Origin of the sequence: Streptomyces sp. NPDC007907, assembly GCF_042959365.1 — a bacterium.
GTDB lineage: Bacteria > Actinomycetota > Actinomycetes > Streptomycetales > Streptomycetaceae > Streptomyces > Streptomyces indiaensis.
Map to the genome: position 1 here is coordinate 1,040,251 of NZ_JBIBKR010000001.1, position 14,307 is coordinate 1,054,557.

The 14,307-nt window shown below is 66.2% G+C and carries 27 protein-coding genes; all 27 read right to left on the bottom strand.

The genetic code is table 11. The annotated features are described in order from the left end of the window. Nucleotides 1–53: 53 nt before the first annotated feature. Nucleotides 54–434: a 30S ribosomal protein S13 gene (rpsM, locus tag ACFZDI_RS04730; protein WP_004984507.1), complete on the bottom strand. Its 381-nt coding sequence runs from the start codon at nucleotides 432–434 to the stop codon at nucleotides 54–56. A 193-nt stretch (nucleotides 435–627) separates the two neighbouring features. Further along, the gene (gene rpmJ / locus ACFZDI_RS04735; protein ID WP_003974245.1) at nucleotides 628–741 is read right to left on the bottom strand and encodes a 50S ribosomal protein L36; all 114 of its coding nucleotides are present in this window, start codon (nucleotides 739–741) and stop codon (nucleotides 628–630) included. Nucleotides 742–808: 67 nt separating this feature from the next. Further along, nucleotides 809–1,030: a translation initiation factor IF-1 gene (gene infA, locus ACFZDI_RS04740; protein ID WP_003948620.1), complete on the bottom strand. Its 222-nt coding sequence runs from the start codon at nucleotides 1,028–1,030 to the stop codon at nucleotides 809–811. A 234-nt stretch (nucleotides 1,031–1,264) separates the two neighbouring features. Further along, nucleotides 1,265–2,101: a type I methionyl aminopeptidase gene (gene map / locus ACFZDI_RS04745; protein ID WP_234848877.1), complete on the bottom strand. Its 837-nt coding sequence runs from the start codon at nucleotides 2,099–2,101 to the stop codon at nucleotides 1,265–1,267. 132 nt (nucleotides 2,102–2,233) lie between these two features. Continuing rightward, nucleotides 2,234–2,896, bottom strand: coding sequence for an adenylate kinase (locus tag ACFZDI_RS04750; protein WP_361109437.1), 663 nt, complete (start codon nucleotides 2,894–2,896; stop codon nucleotides 2,234–2,236). Next, on the bottom strand, nucleotides 2,896–4,209 hold the full coding sequence (gene secY / locus ACFZDI_RS04755; protein WP_234848875.1) for a preprotein translocase subunit SecY: 1,314 nt from the start codon (nucleotides 4,207–4,209) through the stop codon (nucleotides 2,896–2,898). The genes ACFZDI_RS04750 and secY overlap by 1 nt, the downstream gene beginning before the upstream one ends. A 244-nt stretch (nucleotides 4,210–4,453) precedes the next feature. After that, on the bottom strand, nucleotides 4,454–4,909 hold the full coding sequence (gene rplO / locus ACFZDI_RS04760) for a 50S ribosomal protein L15 (RefSeq protein ID WP_023547373.1): 456 nt from the start codon (nucleotides 4,907–4,909) through the stop codon (nucleotides 4,454–4,456). 2 nt (nucleotides 4,910–4,911) lie between these two features. After that, nucleotides 4,912–5,094 carry a 50S ribosomal protein L30 gene (rpmD, locus tag ACFZDI_RS04765; RefSeq protein WP_003974250.1) on the bottom strand — a complete coding sequence of 61 codons (183 nt, stop codon included), beginning with the start codon at nucleotides 5,092–5,094 and terminating at the stop codon, nucleotides 4,912–4,914. Between the two features lie 2 nt (nucleotides 5,095–5,096). Then, entirely contained in the window at nucleotides 5,097–5,702 is a 606-nt protein-coding gene (gene rpsE / locus ACFZDI_RS04770) for a 30S ribosomal protein S5 (RefSeq protein ID WP_009190144.1), read from the bottom strand. 41 nt (nucleotides 5,703–5,743) lie between these two features. Continuing rightward, nucleotides 5,744–6,127 (bottom strand): 50S ribosomal protein L18, encoded by a 384-nt coding sequence (gene rplR / locus ACFZDI_RS04775; protein ID WP_003992369.1) that lies wholly within the window; start codon nucleotides 6,125–6,127, stop codon nucleotides 5,744–5,746. 3 nt (nucleotides 6,128–6,130) lie between these two features. Next, nucleotides 6,131–6,670 (bottom strand): 50S ribosomal protein L6, encoded by a 540-nt coding sequence (rplF, locus tag ACFZDI_RS04780; RefSeq protein ID WP_003992368.1) that lies wholly within the window; start codon nucleotides 6,668–6,670, stop codon nucleotides 6,131–6,133. A 24-nt stretch (nucleotides 6,671–6,694) separates the two neighbouring features. Then, nucleotides 6,695–7,093, bottom strand: coding sequence for a 30S ribosomal protein S8 (rpsH, locus tag ACFZDI_RS04785; RefSeq protein WP_030839654.1), 399 nt, complete (start codon nucleotides 7,091–7,093; stop codon nucleotides 6,695–6,697). 242 nt (nucleotides 7,094–7,335) lie between these two features. Then, on the bottom strand, nucleotides 7,336–7,521 hold the full coding sequence (locus tag ACFZDI_RS04790; protein ID WP_003948630.1) for a type Z 30S ribosomal protein S14: 186 nt from the start codon (nucleotides 7,519–7,521) through the stop codon (nucleotides 7,336–7,338). Between the two features lie 5 nt (nucleotides 7,522–7,526). Then, nucleotides 7,527–8,084: a 50S ribosomal protein L5 gene (gene rplE / locus ACFZDI_RS04795; RefSeq protein WP_033308965.1), complete on the bottom strand. Its 558-nt coding sequence runs from the start codon at nucleotides 8,082–8,084 to the stop codon at nucleotides 7,527–7,529. Continuing rightward, on the bottom strand, nucleotides 8,084–8,407 hold the full coding sequence (rplX, locus tag ACFZDI_RS04800) for a 50S ribosomal protein L24 (protein ID WP_003992365.1): 324 nt from the start codon (nucleotides 8,405–8,407) through the stop codon (nucleotides 8,084–8,086). Before rplX ends, rplE begins: the two co-directional genes overlap by 1 nt. A 2-nt stretch (nucleotides 8,408–8,409) precedes the next feature. Continuing rightward, the gene (rplN, locus tag ACFZDI_RS04805) at nucleotides 8,410–8,778 is read right to left on the bottom strand and encodes a 50S ribosomal protein L14 (RefSeq protein ID WP_003998823.1); all 369 of its coding nucleotides are present in this window, start codon (nucleotides 8,776–8,778) and stop codon (nucleotides 8,410–8,412) included. A 107-nt stretch (nucleotides 8,779–8,885) separates the two neighbouring features. Beyond that, nucleotides 8,886–9,173: a 30S ribosomal protein S17 gene (gene rpsQ, locus ACFZDI_RS04810; RefSeq protein ID WP_030839660.1), complete on the bottom strand. Its 288-nt coding sequence runs from the start codon at nucleotides 9,171–9,173 to the stop codon at nucleotides 8,886–8,888. After that, complete coding sequence (gene rpmC / locus ACFZDI_RS04815; protein WP_010036720.1) at nucleotides 9,173–9,397, bottom strand: 50S ribosomal protein L29; 225 nt, start codon at nucleotides 9,395–9,397, stop codon at nucleotides 9,173–9,175. The genes rpsQ and rpmC overlap by 1 nt, the downstream gene beginning before the upstream one ends. Then, nucleotides 9,397–9,816, bottom strand: a complete 420-nt coding sequence (rplP, locus tag ACFZDI_RS04820; RefSeq protein WP_003992362.1) for a 50S ribosomal protein L16 — start codon at nucleotides 9,814–9,816, stop codon at nucleotides 9,397–9,399. Before rplP ends, rpmC begins: the two co-directional genes overlap by 1 nt. Nucleotides 9,817–9,821: 5 nt before the next feature. Then, nucleotides 9,822–10,646, bottom strand: a complete 825-nt coding sequence (rpsC, locus tag ACFZDI_RS04825; RefSeq protein WP_086560684.1) for a 30S ribosomal protein S3 — start codon at nucleotides 10,644–10,646, stop codon at nucleotides 9,822–9,824. Next, nucleotides 10,646–10,993 carry a 50S ribosomal protein L22 gene (gene rplV, locus ACFZDI_RS04830; protein ID WP_053674521.1) on the bottom strand — a complete coding sequence of 116 codons (348 nt, stop codon included), beginning with the start codon at nucleotides 10,991–10,993 and terminating at the stop codon, nucleotides 10,646–10,648. The genes rpsC and rplV overlap by 1 nt, the downstream gene beginning before the upstream one ends. Before the next feature lie 42 nt (nucleotides 10,994–11,035). Further along, the gene (gene rpsS / locus ACFZDI_RS04835; RefSeq protein WP_053759516.1) at nucleotides 11,036–11,317 is read right to left on the bottom strand and encodes a 30S ribosomal protein S19; all 282 of its coding nucleotides are present in this window, start codon (nucleotides 11,315–11,317) and stop codon (nucleotides 11,036–11,038) included. A 12-nt stretch (nucleotides 11,318–11,329) separates the two neighbouring features. Continuing rightward, on the bottom strand, nucleotides 11,330–12,166 hold the full coding sequence (gene rplB / locus ACFZDI_RS04840; RefSeq protein WP_142193687.1) for a 50S ribosomal protein L2: 837 nt from the start codon (nucleotides 12,164–12,166) through the stop codon (nucleotides 11,330–11,332). 40 nt (nucleotides 12,167–12,206) lie between these two features. Further along, nucleotides 12,207–12,626, bottom strand: coding sequence for a 50S ribosomal protein L23 (gene rplW, locus ACFZDI_RS04845; RefSeq protein ID WP_010036733.1), 420 nt, complete (start codon nucleotides 12,624–12,626; stop codon nucleotides 12,207–12,209). Then, nucleotides 12,626–13,282: a 50S ribosomal protein L4 gene (gene rplD / locus ACFZDI_RS04850; protein WP_391247727.1), complete on the bottom strand. Its 657-nt coding sequence runs from the start codon at nucleotides 13,280–13,282 to the stop codon at nucleotides 12,626–12,628. The genes rplW and rplD overlap by 1 nt, the downstream gene beginning before the upstream one ends. A gap of 8 nt (nucleotides 13,283–13,290) precedes the next feature. Then, on the bottom strand, nucleotides 13,291–13,935 hold the full coding sequence (gene rplC, locus ACFZDI_RS04855; RefSeq protein WP_033308969.1) for a 50S ribosomal protein L3: 645 nt from the start codon (nucleotides 13,933–13,935) through the stop codon (nucleotides 13,291–13,293). Nucleotides 13,936–13,952: 17 nt separating this feature from the next. Next, the gene (rpsJ, locus tag ACFZDI_RS04860; protein WP_003948644.1) at nucleotides 13,953–14,261 is read right to left on the bottom strand and encodes a 30S ribosomal protein S10; all 309 of its coding nucleotides are present in this window, start codon (nucleotides 14,259–14,261) and stop codon (nucleotides 13,953–13,955) included. Between the last annotated feature and the right edge of the window lie 46 nt (nucleotides 14,262–14,307).

The following is a 14,307-nucleotide window of genomic DNA, read 5'->3' on the forward strand; positions in this document are numbered from 1 at the left end:
ACGGGAGGTGGTCGGTCCTACAGCGAAGACCGTGGACAGGCGTCCGCTGTGGACTACTTCTTGCCCGGCTTCTTCTTGCCGGCGATGGCGCGACGCGGACCCTTGCGGGTACGAGCGTTGGTGCTGGTGCGCTGACCGCGGACGGGCAGACCACGACGGTGACGCAGACCCTGGTAGGTCCCGATCTCGACCTTGCGGCGGATGTCGGCCTGGATCTCGCGACGGAGGTCACCCTCGGTCTTGATGTTGTTGTCGACGTACTCGCGGATCGCGACCAGCTGCTCCTCGGAGAGGTCCCGAACACGGGTGTTCGGGTCCACGCCGGTGGCGGCCAGCGTCTGCTGGGAGAGGGTCCGGCCGATGCCGAACACGTAGGTGAGGGCGATCTCCACGCGCTTTTCGCGCGGGATGTCAACACCGGAAACGCGTGCCATTCAATGGCTCCAGTTACTTGTCGGAGGTCTTCCGCAGAACCGACTCCCAGCCGCCGTACCAGGTACGAACTGGGTCCCCAGCCTCCGAACCGGGGGTGTCAGACGAACGGGGTCCGCCTGGATCCTGCGTATGAACATATTCAGCTCGCGTCGCGCGAATCTCTGCGATGGATGCAGAGGGATCGGTCGTGCGTCAGCCCTGGCGCTGCTTGTGGCGCGGGTTGTCGCAGATGACCATGACCCGACCGTGACGGCGGATCACCCTGCACTTGTCGCAGATCTTCTTGACGCTCGGCTTGACCTTCATGGGTGTGAGGTTCTCCGGGTCAGTGCCGGCAGCCCCACCGCCCAGGGCGGCGGGGCACAGGCAAGATCTACTTGTAGCGGTAGACGATCCGGCCACGGGTCAGGTCGTACGGAGACAGCTCCACCACGACCCGGTCGTCAGGGAGGATGCGGATGTAGTGCATGCGCATCTTGCCGCTGATGTGTGCCAGGACCTGGTGGCCGTTCTGGAGCTCGACCTTGAACATGGCGTTCGGAAGAGACTCGACGACAGTGCCCTCGATCTCGATGGCACCTTGCTTCTTGGCCACGCTTCGCCCTTCGAATCGACTACCTTGATCGACTCTGTGCGGGCGCATGCAGGCATGCGGGTACACAAGAGCCGACGAGTCAGTCTACGTCAGGCCCCTCAGAAACACGAATCGAGGAAGTCTGCCCCAGCGTGCAGATCTTTAAGCGCCCCTCCAGGGGCGCGGGGAACTGCGCGACGGGCGCCCACGCCCCCGCAGCCGCCGTCGGGCAGGACGACCCGCCCCGGAAGGCGCTCAGGCCAGCGGATCCGGCGCAGCGACGATGCCCAGCTCGGCGAGCTTCGCCTTCCCCCCGTCGGGAGACGTCAGCACGAGCGGCCCCTCCTCGGTCAGAGCCACCGAGTGCTCCCAGTGCGAGGACCACGTACCGTCCGTCGTGATGACCGTCCAGTCGTCCTCGAGGACCTCGGTCTTCGGCGTGCCGAGGGACACCATCGGCTCGATCGCCAGGCAGAAACCGGGCACCAGCTTCGGCCCCTTGCCCCGGCGCCGGTCGACGTAGTTCAGCAGGTGCGGGTCCATGTGCATCTCGGTGCCGATGCCGTGGCCGCCGTAGTCCTCGATGATCCCGTACTTGCCGCCGCCGGGCTTCGGCTGGCGGCGGATGTACGTCTCGATGGCCCGGGAGACGTCGACGAGCCGGTTGCCCTGCTTCATCGCGGCGATGCCGGCCCACATCGACTCCTCCGTCACCCGGGAGAGCTCGACGAGCTCCGGGGCGTGACCGGAGCCCACGAACGCCGTGAAGGCCGCGTCGCCGTGCCAGCCGTCGATGATCGCGCCGCAGTCGATGGAGATGACGTCGCCGTCCTTGAGGACGACGTCGTCGGAGGGGATGCCGTGGACGACGACCTCGTTCACGGACGTGCAGATCGTCGCGGGGAAGCCGCCGTAGCCCAGGAAGTTCGGCTTGGCGTTGTGCTCGGCGAGCACCTTGCGCGCCACTTGGTCCAGATCCCTCGTCGTGGCCCCGGGCACGGCTGCCTCGCGGGTCGCCGCGTGGATGGCCGCGACGACCAGCCCCGCCTCACGCATCTTGGCGATCTGCTCGGGGCTCTTGATCTGCACCATGGGAGCTACGGCCTTTCTGGACCTTCGACGACGGCGAACGCCTTCAACGATACGGGGCCGAGCGGCCGGCCCCACCCACACAGCGGCCGCGGCTCCCCGAGGGGAACCGCGGCCGTAGCTGCGTACGGACGACTACTTGTCGCCCTCGCCACGCTTCAGCGCCTCCATGGCGCGGGTCGTGACGTCCTCCACCTTGCCGAGCGCCGAGATCGTGACGACCAGGCCCTGGGCCTTGTAGTAGTCGATGATCGGCTCGGTCTGGGTGTGGTAGACCTCCAGCCGCGTGCGGACCGTCTCCTCGGAGTCGTCGTCCCGCTGGTACAGCTCGCCGCCGCAGACGTCGCAGACGCCTTCCTTGGCCGGCTGCTTGTACGTCACGTGGAAGACGTGCGAGGAGTCGTTGCGGCAGATGCGCCGGCCGGCGATCCGCTTGACGACCTCGTCCTCCGGGACCTCCAGGTCCAGCACCGCGTCCAGCTGCATGTTCTCGGTCTCGAGGAGCTCGTCGAGCGCCTCGGCCTGGGAGACGTTGCGCGGGAAGCCGTCCAGCAGGAAACCGTTCTCGGCGTCCGGCTGCTCCATGCGGTCCTTCGCCATCGCGATGGTGACCTCGTCGGGCACGAGGTTGCCCGCGTCCATGTAGGACTTCGCCAGTTTGCCGAGTTCCGTCTGCCGGCTGATGTTGGCCCGGAACAGGTCGCCCGTGGAGATGTGCGGGATCGACAGGTTCTTGGCCAGGAACGCGGCCTGCGTTCCCTTACCGGCACCCGGCGGCCCGACGAGGACGATACGCATCAGCGGAGGAACCCTTCGTAATTGCGCTGCTGGAGCTGGCTCTCGATCTGCTTCACGGTCTCGAGACCGACACCCACGATGATCAGGATGCTGGTCCCGCCGAACGGGAAGTTCTGGTTTGCCCCGAACCCAACCAACGCCATCGTCGGTACGAGAGCGATCAGTCCCAGATACAGCGAACCCGGCCAGGTGATCCGGTTGAGTACGTAGCTCAGGTACTCAGCGGTCGGTCGGCCAGCCCGGATGCCCGGGATGAAGCCACCATACTTCTTCATGTTGTCGGCGACTTCCTCGGGGTTGAAGGAGATCGCCACATAGAAGAACGCGAAGAAAACGATCAGCAGGAAGTACGAAATGATGTAGTACGGGTGGTCGCCCTTGACGAAGTGTTGCTCGATCCAGGTCTTCCACTCGGACTTGCCACCGGCGAACTGGGCGATCAGCGCCGGGATGTACAGCAGCGACGAGGCGAAGATGACAGGGATCACACCCGCCTGGTTCACCTTGAGCGGGATGTAGGTGGACGTACCGCCGTAGGAACGGCGGCCGATCATGCGCTTGGCGTACTGCACCGGGATGCGGCGCTGGGCCTGCTCGACGAAGACCACCAGGCCGACCATGACGAGGCCCACCAGGATCACGGTGCCGAACTCGATCCAGCCGCCGGCCAGGGAGCCCTGCTTCTTGATGGCCCACAGCGCGGACGGGAAGGTGGCGGCGATCGAGATGAACATCAGGATCGACATGCCGTTGCCGATACCGCGGTCGGTGATGAGCTCACCGAGCCACATCACGGCCGCCGTGCCGGCGGTCATCGTGATGACCATGGTGATGGTGACGAAGATCGACTGGTCGGGGACGATCTGGCTGGCCACCGGGCAGCCCGAGAAGAGGGCGCCGCTGCGGGCGGTGGCGACGAGGCCGGTGCCCTGGAGAATGGCGAGGGCGATCGTCAGGTAGCGGGTGTACTGCGTGATCTTCGCCGTACCGGCCTGGCCCTCCTTCTTCAGGGCTTCCAGGCGCGGGATCACCACGGTCAGCAGCTGCAGGATGATGCTCGCCGTGATGTACGGCATGATGCCCAGCGCGAAGATCGTGATCTGCAGCAGCGCGCCGCCGGAGAACATGTTGACCAGGCCGAAGAGACCCTGGTTGGCCTGGGCGTTGTCGATACAGGTCTGAACGTTCCGGTAGTCGACGCCTGGGATCGGAATGTGCGTGCCGACCCGGTAGACCACGATGATGCCGAGCGTGAAGAGCAGCTTCTTGCGCAGGTCGGGCGTCTTGAACGCCCGGGCGAACGCGGTGAGCACGGTGCCTCCTGCGACCCCCGCGCAACTGCGTCAAGGGTGACGTCTTGAGAGTCCAATAGAACAACGACATGGGTAACGGTCAACTGCCGCCGAGAGTGCCCGAAGTGAAGCACCCTGTGAAAAGTGGGCAGTGCAGGCCACCTTACCGGCGAGACTGCCGCCCTAGGAACGACCAACCGGGGATACCCCATTTGTGGGGCATCCCCGGTCGGGATCGCTCAGGTCATCGAGACGCCTGTGGTGTTCAGACGAGCTCGGTGACAGTACCGCCGGCGGCGGTGATCTTCTCCTTGGCGGAGCCGGAGACGGCGTCGACCGTCACCTGCAGCGCCACGGAGATCTCGCCCTGGCCGAGGACCTTGACGAGGCTGTTCTTGCGAACGGCCCCCTTGGCCACCAGACCCTCGACGGTGACCTCGCCACCCTCGGGGTAGAGCGCGGCCAGCTTGTCGAGGTTCACGACCTGGAACTCGGTCTTGAACGGGTTCTTGAAGCCCTTCAGCTTCGGGAGACGCATGTGGAGGGGCATCTGGCCACCCTCGAAGCGCTCCGGAACCTGGTAACGGGCCTTCGTGCCCTTGGTACCACGACCGGCCGTCTTACCCTTCGACGCCTCACCACGACCGACACGGGTCTTGGCGGTCTTGGCGCCGGGGGCGGGACGGAGGTTGTGGATCTTGAGCGGGTTCTGCTCCGCCATGATCAGTCGACCTCCTCGACCGTCACGAGGTGGCGGACGGTGTGCACCATGCCGCGGAACTCGGGGCGGTCCTCCTTGACGACCTGCGTGTTGATGCCCTTGAGACCAAGGGAACGCAGGGTGTCACGGTGGTTCTGCTTGCTGCCGATGTAGGACTTGACCTGCGTAATCTTGAGCTGCGCCATGATTACGCACCCGCCCCGGCACGCGCACGCAGGAGAGCCGCGGGGGCGACGTCCTCGAGGGGCAGACCACGGCGGGCCGCGATCTCCTCGGGACGCTGCAGGCCCTTCAGGGCCTCCACGGTCGCGTGCACGATGTTGATCGCGTTGTCGGAGCCGAGCGACTTCGACAGCACGTCGTGGATACCGGCGCACTCGAGCACGGCACGCACCGGACCACCGGCGATCACACCGGTACCGGGCGACGCGGGCTTCAGGAGCACGACGCCGGCAGCCTTCTCACCCTGGATGGGGTGCGGGATGGTGCCCTGGATGCGGGGGACCTTGAAGAAGTGCTTCTTGGCCTCCTCAACGCCCTTGGCGATGGCGGCCGGCACCTCCTTGGCCTTGCCGTATCCGACACCCACGGTGCCGTCACCGTCGCCCACCACGACCAGCGCGGTGAAGCTGAAGCGACGACCACCCTTCACAACCTTGGCGACGCGGTTGATCGCGACGACGCGCTCAACGTACGCGGTCTTCTCGGCGGCAGCAGCGCCGCCGTCACGGCCCTTCCGGTCCCGCCGCTCGCCGCCACCGGCACCGCCACCGCGGCGCTGGGGTCCAGCCATTGGAATTACCTCTCTCTGTTTCCGCTAGCTACGGAACCGACTCAGAACTTGAGTCCGGCCTCGCGGGCGGCGTCCGCCAGGGCGGCGATGCGCCCCGCGTACTGGTTACCACCACGGTCGAACACGACGGCCTCGACACCGGCGGCCTTGGCGCGCTCGGCGACCAGGGCGCCGACCTGCTTGGCCTGCGCGGACTTGTCGCCCTCGCCACCGCGGATCGAGCTGTCCAGGGTGGACGCCGACGCAAGGGTGTGACCCTTGATGTCGTCGATCACCTGGGCCACGATGTGGCGGTTCGAGCGGGTAACGACCAGACGCGGACGCTCCGCCGTACCGTTGATGTGCTTACGGATACGGATGTGGCGGCGCTTGATCGCGGCGCGCTTGTAGGCGTCGCCCTTAAGGATCTTCTGCCCGTATGCCATGGCTTACTTACCCGCCTTTCCGACCTTGCGGCGGATGACTTCGCCCTCGTACTTGACGCCCTTGGCCTTGTACGGGTCGGGCTTGCGCAGCTTGCGGATGTTGGCCGCAACCTCGCCGACCTTCTGCTTGTCGATGCCCTCGACCGAGAAACGGGTCGGGGACTCCACCTTGAAGGTGATGCCCTCGGGGGCCTCGACCAGGATCGGGTGGCTGTAGCCCAGGGAGAACTCCAGGTTGGAGCCCTTGGCCACGACACGGTAACCGACACCGCTGATTTCGAGCTTCTTGACGTATCCCTGGGTCACACCGGTGATCATGTTCGCCACCAGCGTGCGGGACAGGCCGTGCAGGGCCTTGCTCTGCCGCTCGTCGTTGGGCCGGAGCACCTGAAGGGTGCCGTCCTCGGCCTTCGCGATGTCGATCGGCGCGATGACGGTGTGGGTCAGTTCGCCCTTGGGGCCCTTGACCGCGACCGTACGGCCGTCGATGGTGACGTCCACGCCGGCGGGAACCGGGATGGGGAGCTTGCCGATACGCGACATTGCTGTCTCTCCTCCGTTCCCGAATTACCAGACGTAGGCGAGGACTTCCCCACCCACGCCCTTCTTCTGCGCCTGCTTGTCGGTCAGGAGCCCGTGGGACGTGGAGATGATCGCCACGCCCAGGCCGCCCAGGACCTTCGGCAGGTTGGTGGACTTCGCGTACACCCGGAGACCGGGCTTCGAGATCCGCTTGATGCCCGCGATGGAGCGCTCACGGTTGGGGCCGAACTTCAGCTCCAGGACGAGGTTCTTGCCGACCTCGGCGTCCTCGACCTTCCAGCCCGTGATGAAGCCCTCCTGCTGGAGGATCTCCGCGATGTGCGACTTGATCTTGGACGCCGGCATCGTCACGGAGTCGTGGTATGCCGAGTTCGCGTTCCGCAGACGCGTCAGCATGTCTGCGATCGGATCAGTCATGGTCATGAATTGGCCTTCGGCCTCTCTCGCCGGGGTTTCCTGGTGCGCCATCCCTCTCCCCGATCCGAGACGGGACGGGTGCGGCGCGGTGGACCTACGGCGTAGTAAGCATGCAATGAGCGGACTGCTGTCCGCGGGCGTAAGGGCGGCGGCAGACGCCCAACCCCACAAGCCTAAGGCATGTGGGCCGGGCGTCCTGCCACCCTTACGTGCTTACCGAGAGCCCTGCGAATCCCTGATTTAGGGGATTACCAGGAGCTCTTGGTCACGCCCGGCAGCTCGCCACGGTGAGCCATCTCACGAAGGCACACGCGGCAGAGGCCGAACTTGCGGTACACGGAGTGCGGGCGGCCGCAGCGCTGGCAGCGGGTGTAGCCACGCACACCGAACTTGGGCTTGCGAGCAGCCTTAGCGATCAGAGCCTTCTTCGCCATCTCGCTCACGCCTCCTTGAAGGGGAAGCCGAGGTGACGAAGGAGCGCGCGGCCCTCAGCGTCGTTGGTCGCCGTGGTCACCACGGTGATGTCCATACCCCGGGTGCGGTCGATCTTGTCCTGGTCGATCTCGTGGAACATGACCTGCTCCGTGAGACCGAAGGTGTAGTTGCCACGGCCGTCGAACTGCTTGGGGGACAGGCCGCGGAAGTCGCGGATGCGCGGCAGCGCGAGCGACAGGGTGCGGTCCAGGAACTCCCACATGCGGTCGCCACGAAGCGTGACGTGGGCACCGATCGGCTGGCCCTCACGCAGCTTGAACTGCGCGATGGACTTGCGAGCCTTGGTGACGGCCGGCTTCTGACCGGTGATCGTGGTGAGGTCGCGAATGGCGCCCTCGATCAGCTTGGAGTCGCGGGCGGCGTCGCCCACACCCATGTTGACCACGATCTTGACGAGACCGGGGATCTGCATGACGTTCTCGTACTTGAACTCGTCACGCAGCTTGCCCGTGATCTCCTCACGGTACTTCTGCTTCAGACGCGGAGTGGTGGTGGTAGCCATCAGATGTCCTCACCCGTCCGCTTGGCAACGCGGATCTTGTTGCCTTCGTCGTCGAAGCGGTAACCGACGCGGGTCACGACCTTGTTGCCGTCCTTCTCCACGACCAGCTGGACGTTGGAGACGTGGATCGGCGCCTCGGTGGTGACGATGCCGCCGGCCTGCGAACCGCGAGCCGTCGGACCGGCCTTGGTGTGCTTCTTGACCCGGTTGACACCCTCGACCAGGACGCGGTCCTCACGGGGGAAGGCCGCGATGACCTTGCCCTGCTTGCCCTTGTCCTTACCGGTGATGACCTGGACCAGGTCGCCCTTCTTGATCTTCATGCTCACAGCACCTCCGGCGCGAGGGAGATGATCTTCATGAACTTCTTCTCGCGCAGCTCACGGCCCACCGGGCCGAAGATACGGGTGCCACGAGGGTCGCCGTCGTTCTTGAGAATGACAGCGGCGTTCTCGTCGAAGCGGATGTACGAGCCGTCCGGACGGCGGCGCTCCTTGACGGTGCGAACGATGACCGCCTTGACGACGTCACCCTTCTTCACGTTGCCACCGGGGATCGCGTCCTTGACGGTGGCGACGATGACGTCACCGATACCCGCGTAGCGGCGACCGGAGCCGCCGAGCACACGGATGCAAAGGATCTCCTTCGCACCAGTGTTGTCGGCGACACGCAGTCGCGACTCCTGCTGGATCACGTCTATCTCCTGATTGTCTGCCGGTTCCCGGGGCGGGCTCGCGCTTGCAGGCGCGATCCCGCCCCGAGCCTGGCGGAACGATGCCTAGGGGGTCCCCCTAGGAGGGATTACTTGGCCTTCTCGAGGATCTCGACGACGCGCCAGCGCTTCGTCGCGGACAGCGGCCGGGTCTCCATGAGGAGGACGCGGTCGCCGACACCCGCGGCGTTCTGCTCGTCGTGGGCCTTGAGCTTGCTCGTACGGCGGATGACCTTGCCGTACAGCGCGTGCTTGACGCGGTCCTCGACGGCGACGACGACGGTCTTGTCCATCTTGTCGCTGACGACCAGACCCTCGCGGGTCTTGCGGAAACCGCGGTCCGTCTTGGTCTCTTCAGTCACGTTGCTCTCGCTCATCAGGCGCTCTCCACCGTCTCGATGCCCAGCTCGCGCTCACGCATCAGGGTGTAGATCCGCGCGATGTCCTTACGGACGGCCTTGAGCCGGCCGTGGTTCTCGAGCTGGCCCGTCGCCGCCTGGAAGCGGAGGTTGAACAGCTCTTCCTTGGCCTCGCGGAGCTTGTTGAGAAGCTCCTCGTTGCCCAGCTCGCGCAGCTCGGACGCCTTGGTACCGGCCGACATCACGCTTCACCTGCCTCGCGCTTGACGATCTTGCACTTCATCGGCAGCTTGTGAGCCGCACGGGTCAGGGCCTCGCGCGCGATCTTCTCGTTGGGGTACGACAGCTCGAACATCACGCGTCCGGGCTTGACGTTGGCGATCCACCACTCAGGAGAACCCTTACCGGAACCCATGCGGGTCTCGGCGGGCTTCTTGGTGAGGGGGCGGTCCGGGTAGATGTTGATCCAGACCTTGCCGCCACGCTTGATGTGGCGGGTCATGGCAATACGGGCGGCCTCGATCTGGCGGTTCGTCACGTACGCCGGGGTCAGCGCCTGGATGCCGTACTCGCCGAACGCGACCTGCGTGCCACCCTTGGACATGCCGTTGCGCTTGGGGTGGTGCTGCTTGCGGTGCTTGACCCTACGGGGGATCAGCATGACGGTCAGGCCTCCGTTCCGGTGCTCTCAGCCGGAGCGGCGGACGCGGGAGCCTCGGCCTTGGGGGCCTCGGCGCCGGCAGCCTGCTGCGGCTTGCGACCGCGCCGCTCGCCACCGCGGCCACCACGGGCCGGGCGGTCGGCACCACCGCGGGCCGGGCGGTTACCCGCACGGGCAGCGGCGTTCTCGGCGCGGACCTCGGCGATGTTCTTGACGTCGCCCTTGTAGATCCAGACCTTCACGCCGATGCGGCCGAAGGTCGTCTTGGCCTCGAAGAAGCCGTAGTCCACGTTCGCGCGGAGCGTGTGCAGGGGCACGCGGCCCTCGCGGTAGAACTCCGAGCGGGACATCTCGGCGCCGCCGAGGCGGCCACCGCACTGGATCTTGATGCCCTTGGCGCCGGCCTTCATCGCCGACTGCATGCTCTTACGCATGGCGCGGCGGAAGGAGACGCGGGAGGAGAGCTGCTCGGCAACGGCCTGGGCAACCAGCTGAGCGTCGGTCTCGGGGTTCTTGACCTCGAGGATGTTCAGCTGGACCTGCTTGCCCGTGAGCTTCTCGAGGTCACCGCGGATGCGGTCGGCCTCGGCGCCACGGCGGCCGATGACGATGCCCGGACGAGCGGTGTGGATGTCCACACGCACGCGGTCACGGGTGCGCTCGATCTCGACCTTGGAGATGCCGGCGCGCTCCATGCCGGACGTCATCATCCGACGGATGGCGACGTCTTCCTTGACGTAGTCCTTGTACAGCTTGTCGGCGTACCAACGCGACTTGAAGTCGGTCGTGACACCGAGCCGGAACCCGTGCGGGTTTACCTTCTGGCCCATTACCGGGTTCCTTCCTTGCTGCTGACGACCACGGTGATGTGGCTGGTCCGCTTGCGGATCCGGTAGGCACGGCCCTGGGCGCGCGGACGGAACCGCTTCAGGGTCGGGCCCTCGTCGACGTAGGCCTCGGAGACGAAGAGGCTGTCGACATCGGTGTGGTCGTAGTTGTGCGCGGCGTTGGCGATGGCGCTGTCCAGCACCTTGCCGACCGGCTGGCTCGCGGCCTGCGGGGCGAAACGCAGGACCGCCTGAGCCTCCGTGGCGTCGAGGCCACGGATGAGGTCCACCACGCGGCGGGCCTTCATGGGCGTGACGCGGATGTACCGCGCCTGGGCCCTGGCTTCCATGGTTGTCCTTCCAGTGTCTGTCATGGTCATTCCACCCCGCGCTTAGCGGCGCTTCGACTTCCGGTCGTCCTTGACGTGACCCCGGAAGGTGCGGGTCGGCGAGAACTCGCCGAGCTTGTGGCCGACCATCGACTCGGTGACGAACACCGGAATGTGGGTCTTGCCGTTGTGCACCGCGAGCGTGTGGCCGAGCATGGCCGGCACGATCATCGAGCGACGGGACCAGGTCTTGATGACGTTCTTGGTGCCGGCTTCGTTCTGGGCGTCCACCTTCTTCATCAGGTGGTCGTCGACGAAGGGCCCCTTCTTCAAGCTACGAGGCATCTCAACCCGTCCTTAGCGCTTCTTGTTCGTCTTGCGGCGGCGGACGATGTACTTGTTCGACGCCTTCTTGGGCGAACGAGTACGGCCTTCCTTCTTGCCCCACGGGGACACCGGGTGGCGACCACCGGAGGTACGGCCCTCACCACCACCGTGCGGGTGGTCCACCGGGTTCATGACCACACCACGCACGGTCGGGCGGACGCCCAGCCAGCGCTTACGGCCCGCCTTACCCCAGTTGATGTTGCTCTGCTCGGCGTTGCCGACCTCGCCGACGGTGGCGCGGCAGCGGACGTCGACCAGGCGGATCTCACCGGACGGCATGCGCAGGTGGGCCATCTGGCCCTCCTTCGCGAGCAGCTGCACCGAGGCGCCGGCGGAGCGGGCGAACTTGGCGCCGCCGCCCGGCCGCAGCTCGATGGCGTGCAGCGTGGTACCGACCGGGATGTTGCGCAGGGCAAGGTTGTTGCCCGGCTTGATGTCGGCCCCGGGACCGTTCTCGACGCGGTCGCCCTGGTTCAGGCCACGCGGCGCGAGGATGTAGCGCTTCTCGCCGTCCGCGTAGTGCAGGAGCGCGATGCGCGCGGTGCGGTTGGGGTCGTACTCGATGTGCGCGACCTTCGCCGGCACGCCGTCCTTGTCGTGACGACGGAAGTCGATCACGCGGTAGGCGCGCTTGTGGCCACCACCCTGGTGGCGGACGGTCACACGACCGGAGTTGTTACGGCCACCCTTGCTGTGCAGGGGGCGGACCAACGACTTCTCCGGCGTGGACCGCGTGACCTCGACGAAGTCGGCAACGCTGGAGCCACGACGGCCCGGCGTAGTCGGCTTGTACTTGCGGATTCCCATTTCTCAGTCCTCGTCCGATATCGGACGATCCGGACCGCCCTTAGGCGGTCGGACCGCCGAAGATGTCGATACGGTCGCCCTCAGCGAGGGTCACGATCGCGCGCTTGGTGGACGCGCGCTGGCCGAAGCCGGTGCGGGTCCGCTTGCGCTTGCCCTGGCGGTTGATCGTGTTGACCCCGGTGACCTTGACCGAGAAGACCGCCTGGACGGCCTGCTTGATCTGGGTCTTGTTGGCGCTCGGGTCCACGATGAACGTGTACTTGCCCTCGTCGAGAAGCGCGTAGCTCTTCTCGGAGACGACCGGCTTGAGCAGCACGTCACGGGGGTCCGTGAAGGACTTGCTCAGCGGGGTCTCGACGGTGTTCTTGCCCTCGGCGGCGTGGCGGCGCGCCTTGGCGACGCGAGCGGCCTTGGCCTTCTTCGCGGCCTTGGAGGCGATTGCGGGGTGACGGATGGCCATCAGACCTCGCTCCCTTCGGTGTCATTGGCCTTCGGGCCGGACACGAAGGACTCGAAGGCGGCCTTGGTGAAGACCACGTCGTCCGAGACGAGAACGTCGTACGTGTTCAGCTGGCCCGGCTCCAGGATGTGGACCTGGGGCAGGTTGCGGGCGGACAGCCACGCGGCCTCGTCGGCGCGGTCGACGACCAGGAGCAGGTTCTTGCGCTCCGAGATCTTGCCGAACAGCGTCTTGGCGGCCTTCGTCGACGGGTTCTCACCCTCGACGACGCCGGAGACGACGTGGATGCGGTTGTGGCGGGCCCGGTCGGTGAGGGCGTGACGCAGGGCGGCAGCCTTCATCTTCTTCGGGGTCCGCTGCGAGTAGTCACGCGGCACGGGACCGTGCACGACGCCACCACCGGCGAACTGCGGCGCGCGGGTCGAACCCTGACGGGCGCGACCGGTGCCCTTCTGGCGGTACGGCTTCTTGCCACCGCCGCGGACCTCGCCACGGGTCTTGGTCTTGTGCGTGCCCTGACGGGCCGCGGCCAGCTGCGCGACGACGACCTGGTGGATCAGCGGGACGCTGACCTTCTCGACGTCGAAGATCTCCGCGGGGAGCTCGACGGAACCGGCCTTGTCGCCCGCCGGCGAAAGGATGTCAACAGTGCTCATCGGTTACCTCAGGCCCCCTTGGCCGCGGTGCGGACCAGGACGAGGCCGCCGTTCGGACCGGGAACCGCGCCCTTGATGAGCAGCAGACCCTTCTCCGCGTCAACGGCGTGGACGGTCAGGTTCTGGGTGGTGACCCGCTCGTTGCCCATGCGACCCGCCATGCGGAGGCCCTTGAACACACGGCCCGGGGTGGCGCAGCCACCGATGGAACCGGGGGAGCGGTGCTTGCGCTGGGTGCCGTGTCCGGCGCCGAGGCCCTTGAAGTTGTGACGCTTCATGACACCGGCGAAGCCCTTGCCCTTGCTCTTGCCGGTCACGTCGACCTTGATGCCGGCCTCGAACACCTCGGCGGTGATCTCCTGGCCGAGGGTGTACTCGCTGGCGTCAGCGGTACGGATCTCGACGAGGTGGCGGCGGGGAGTGACGTCGGCCTTGGCGAAGTGGCCCTTGAGGGGCTTGTTCACCTTGCGCGGGTCGATCTCGCCGAACGCGATCTGGACGGACTCGTAGCCGTCGACGTCGTTCGTGCGGACCTGGGTGACGACGTTGGGGCCGGCCTTGACGACGGTGACCGGAACAACACGGTTGTTCGCGTCCCACACCTGCGTCATGCCGAGCTTCTCGCCCAGGATGCCCTTGATCTGCTTAGCCATCGTTCAGATCACCGGCCTCAGAGCTTGATCTCGATGTCGACACCGGCCGGGAGGTCGAGTCGCATCAGAGAGTCAACGGTCTTGGGGGTCGGGTCGAGGATGTCGATCAGGCGCTTGTGCGTGCGCATCTCGAAGTGCTCGCGCGAGTCCTTGTACTTGTGCGGCGACTTGATGACGCAGTACACGTTCTTCTCAGTGGGCAGCGGCACCGGGCCCGCGACCGACGCACCAGTGCGGGTCACCGTCTCGACGATCTTCTTCGCCGAGGAGTCGATGACCTCGTGGTCGTAGGCCTTGAGCCGGATGCGGATCTTCTGTCCCGCCATGGCTACTCAGTAGTCCTGTCTCTCTTACGCTCTGGAACCCGGTGGA

Excerpts from the sequence above, each read along its gene's own strand:
- rpsM (WP_004984507.1), bottom strand. The coding sequence starts at position 434 with ATGGCACGCGTTTCCGGTGTTGACATCCCGCGCGAAAAGCGCGTGGAG.
- rpmJ (WP_003974245.1), bottom strand. The coding sequence starts at position 741 with ATGAAGGTCAAGCCGAGCGTCAAGAAGATCTGCGACAAGTGCAGGGTG.
- map (WP_234848877.1), bottom strand. The coding sequence starts at position 2,101 with ATGGTGCAGATCAAGAGCCCCGAGCAGATCGCCAAGATGCGTGAGGCG.
- ACFZDI_RS04750 (WP_361109437.1), bottom strand. The coding sequence starts at position 2,896 with ATGCGTATCGTCCTCGTCGGGCCGCCGGGTGCCGGTAAGGGAACGCAG.
- rplO (WP_023547373.1), bottom strand. The coding sequence starts at position 4,909 with ATGGCGGAGCAGAACCCGCTCAAGATCCACAACCTCCGTCCCGCCCCC.
- rpmD (WP_003974250.1), bottom strand. The coding sequence starts at position 5,094 with ATGGCGCAGCTCAAGATTACGCAGGTCAAGTCCTACATCGGCAGCAAG.
- rpsE (WP_009190144.1), bottom strand. The coding sequence starts at position 5,702 with ATGGCTGGACCCCAGCGCCGCGGTGGCGGTGCCGGTGGCGGCGAGCGG.
- rplR (WP_003992369.1), bottom strand. The coding sequence starts at position 6,127 with ATGGCATACGGGCAGAAGATCCTTAAGGGCGACGCCTACAAGCGCGCC.
- rplF (WP_003992368.1), bottom strand. The coding sequence starts at position 6,670 with ATGTCGCGTATCGGCAAGCTCCCCATCCCGGTTCCCGCCGGCGTGGAC.
- rpsH (WP_030839654.1), bottom strand. The coding sequence starts at position 7,093 with ATGACCATGACTGATCCGATCGCAGACATGCTGACGCGTCTGCGGAAC.
- ACFZDI_RS04790 (WP_003948630.1), bottom strand. The coding sequence starts at position 7,521 with ATGGCGAAGAAGGCTCTGATCGCTAAGGCTGCTCGCAAGCCCAAGTTC.
- rplE (WP_033308965.1), bottom strand. The coding sequence starts at position 8,084 with ATGGCTACCACCACCACTCCGCGTCTGAAGCAGAAGTACCGTGAGGAG.
- rplX (WP_003992365.1), bottom strand. The coding sequence starts at position 8,407 with ATGAAGATCAAGAAGGGCGACCTGGTCCAGGTCATCACCGGTAAGGAC.
- rpsQ (WP_030839660.1), bottom strand. The coding sequence starts at position 9,173 with ATGAGCGAGAGCAACGTGACTGAAGAGACCAAGACGGACCGCGGTTTC.
- rpmC (WP_010036720.1), bottom strand. The coding sequence starts at position 9,397 with ATGTCGGCCGGTACCAAGGCGTCCGAGCTGCGCGAGCTGGGCAACGAG.
- rplP (WP_003992362.1), bottom strand. The coding sequence starts at position 9,816 with ATGCTGATCCCCCGTAGGGTCAAGCACCGCAAGCAGCACCACCCCAAG.
- rpsC (WP_086560684.1), bottom strand. The coding sequence starts at position 10,646 with ATGGGCCAGAAGGTAAACCCGCACGGGTTCCGGCTCGGTGTCACGACC.
- rplV (WP_053674521.1), bottom strand. The coding sequence starts at position 10,993 with ATGGAAGCCAGGGCCCAGGCGCGGTACATCCGCGTCACGCCCATGAAG.
- rpsS (WP_053759516.1), bottom strand. The coding sequence starts at position 11,317 with ATGCCTCGTAGCTTGAAGAAGGGGCCCTTCGTCGACGACCACCTGATG.
- rplB (WP_142193687.1), bottom strand. The coding sequence starts at position 12,166 with ATGGGAATCCGCAAGTACAAGCCGACTACGCCGGGCCGTCGTGGCTCC.
- rplW (WP_010036733.1), bottom strand. The coding sequence starts at position 12,626 with ATGGCCATCCGTCACCCCGCAATCGCCTCCAAGGCCGCGAAGAAGGCC.
- rplD (WP_391247727.1), bottom strand. The coding sequence starts at position 13,282 with ATGAGCACTGTTGACATCCTTTCGCCGGCGGGCGACAAGGCCGGTTCC.
- rplC (WP_033308969.1), bottom strand. The coding sequence starts at position 13,935 with ATGGCTAAGCAGATCAAGGGCATCCTGGGCGAGAAGCTCGGCATGACG.
- rpsJ (WP_003948644.1), bottom strand. The coding sequence starts at position 14,261 with ATGGCGGGACAGAAGATCCGCATCCGGCTCAAGGCCTACGACCACGAG.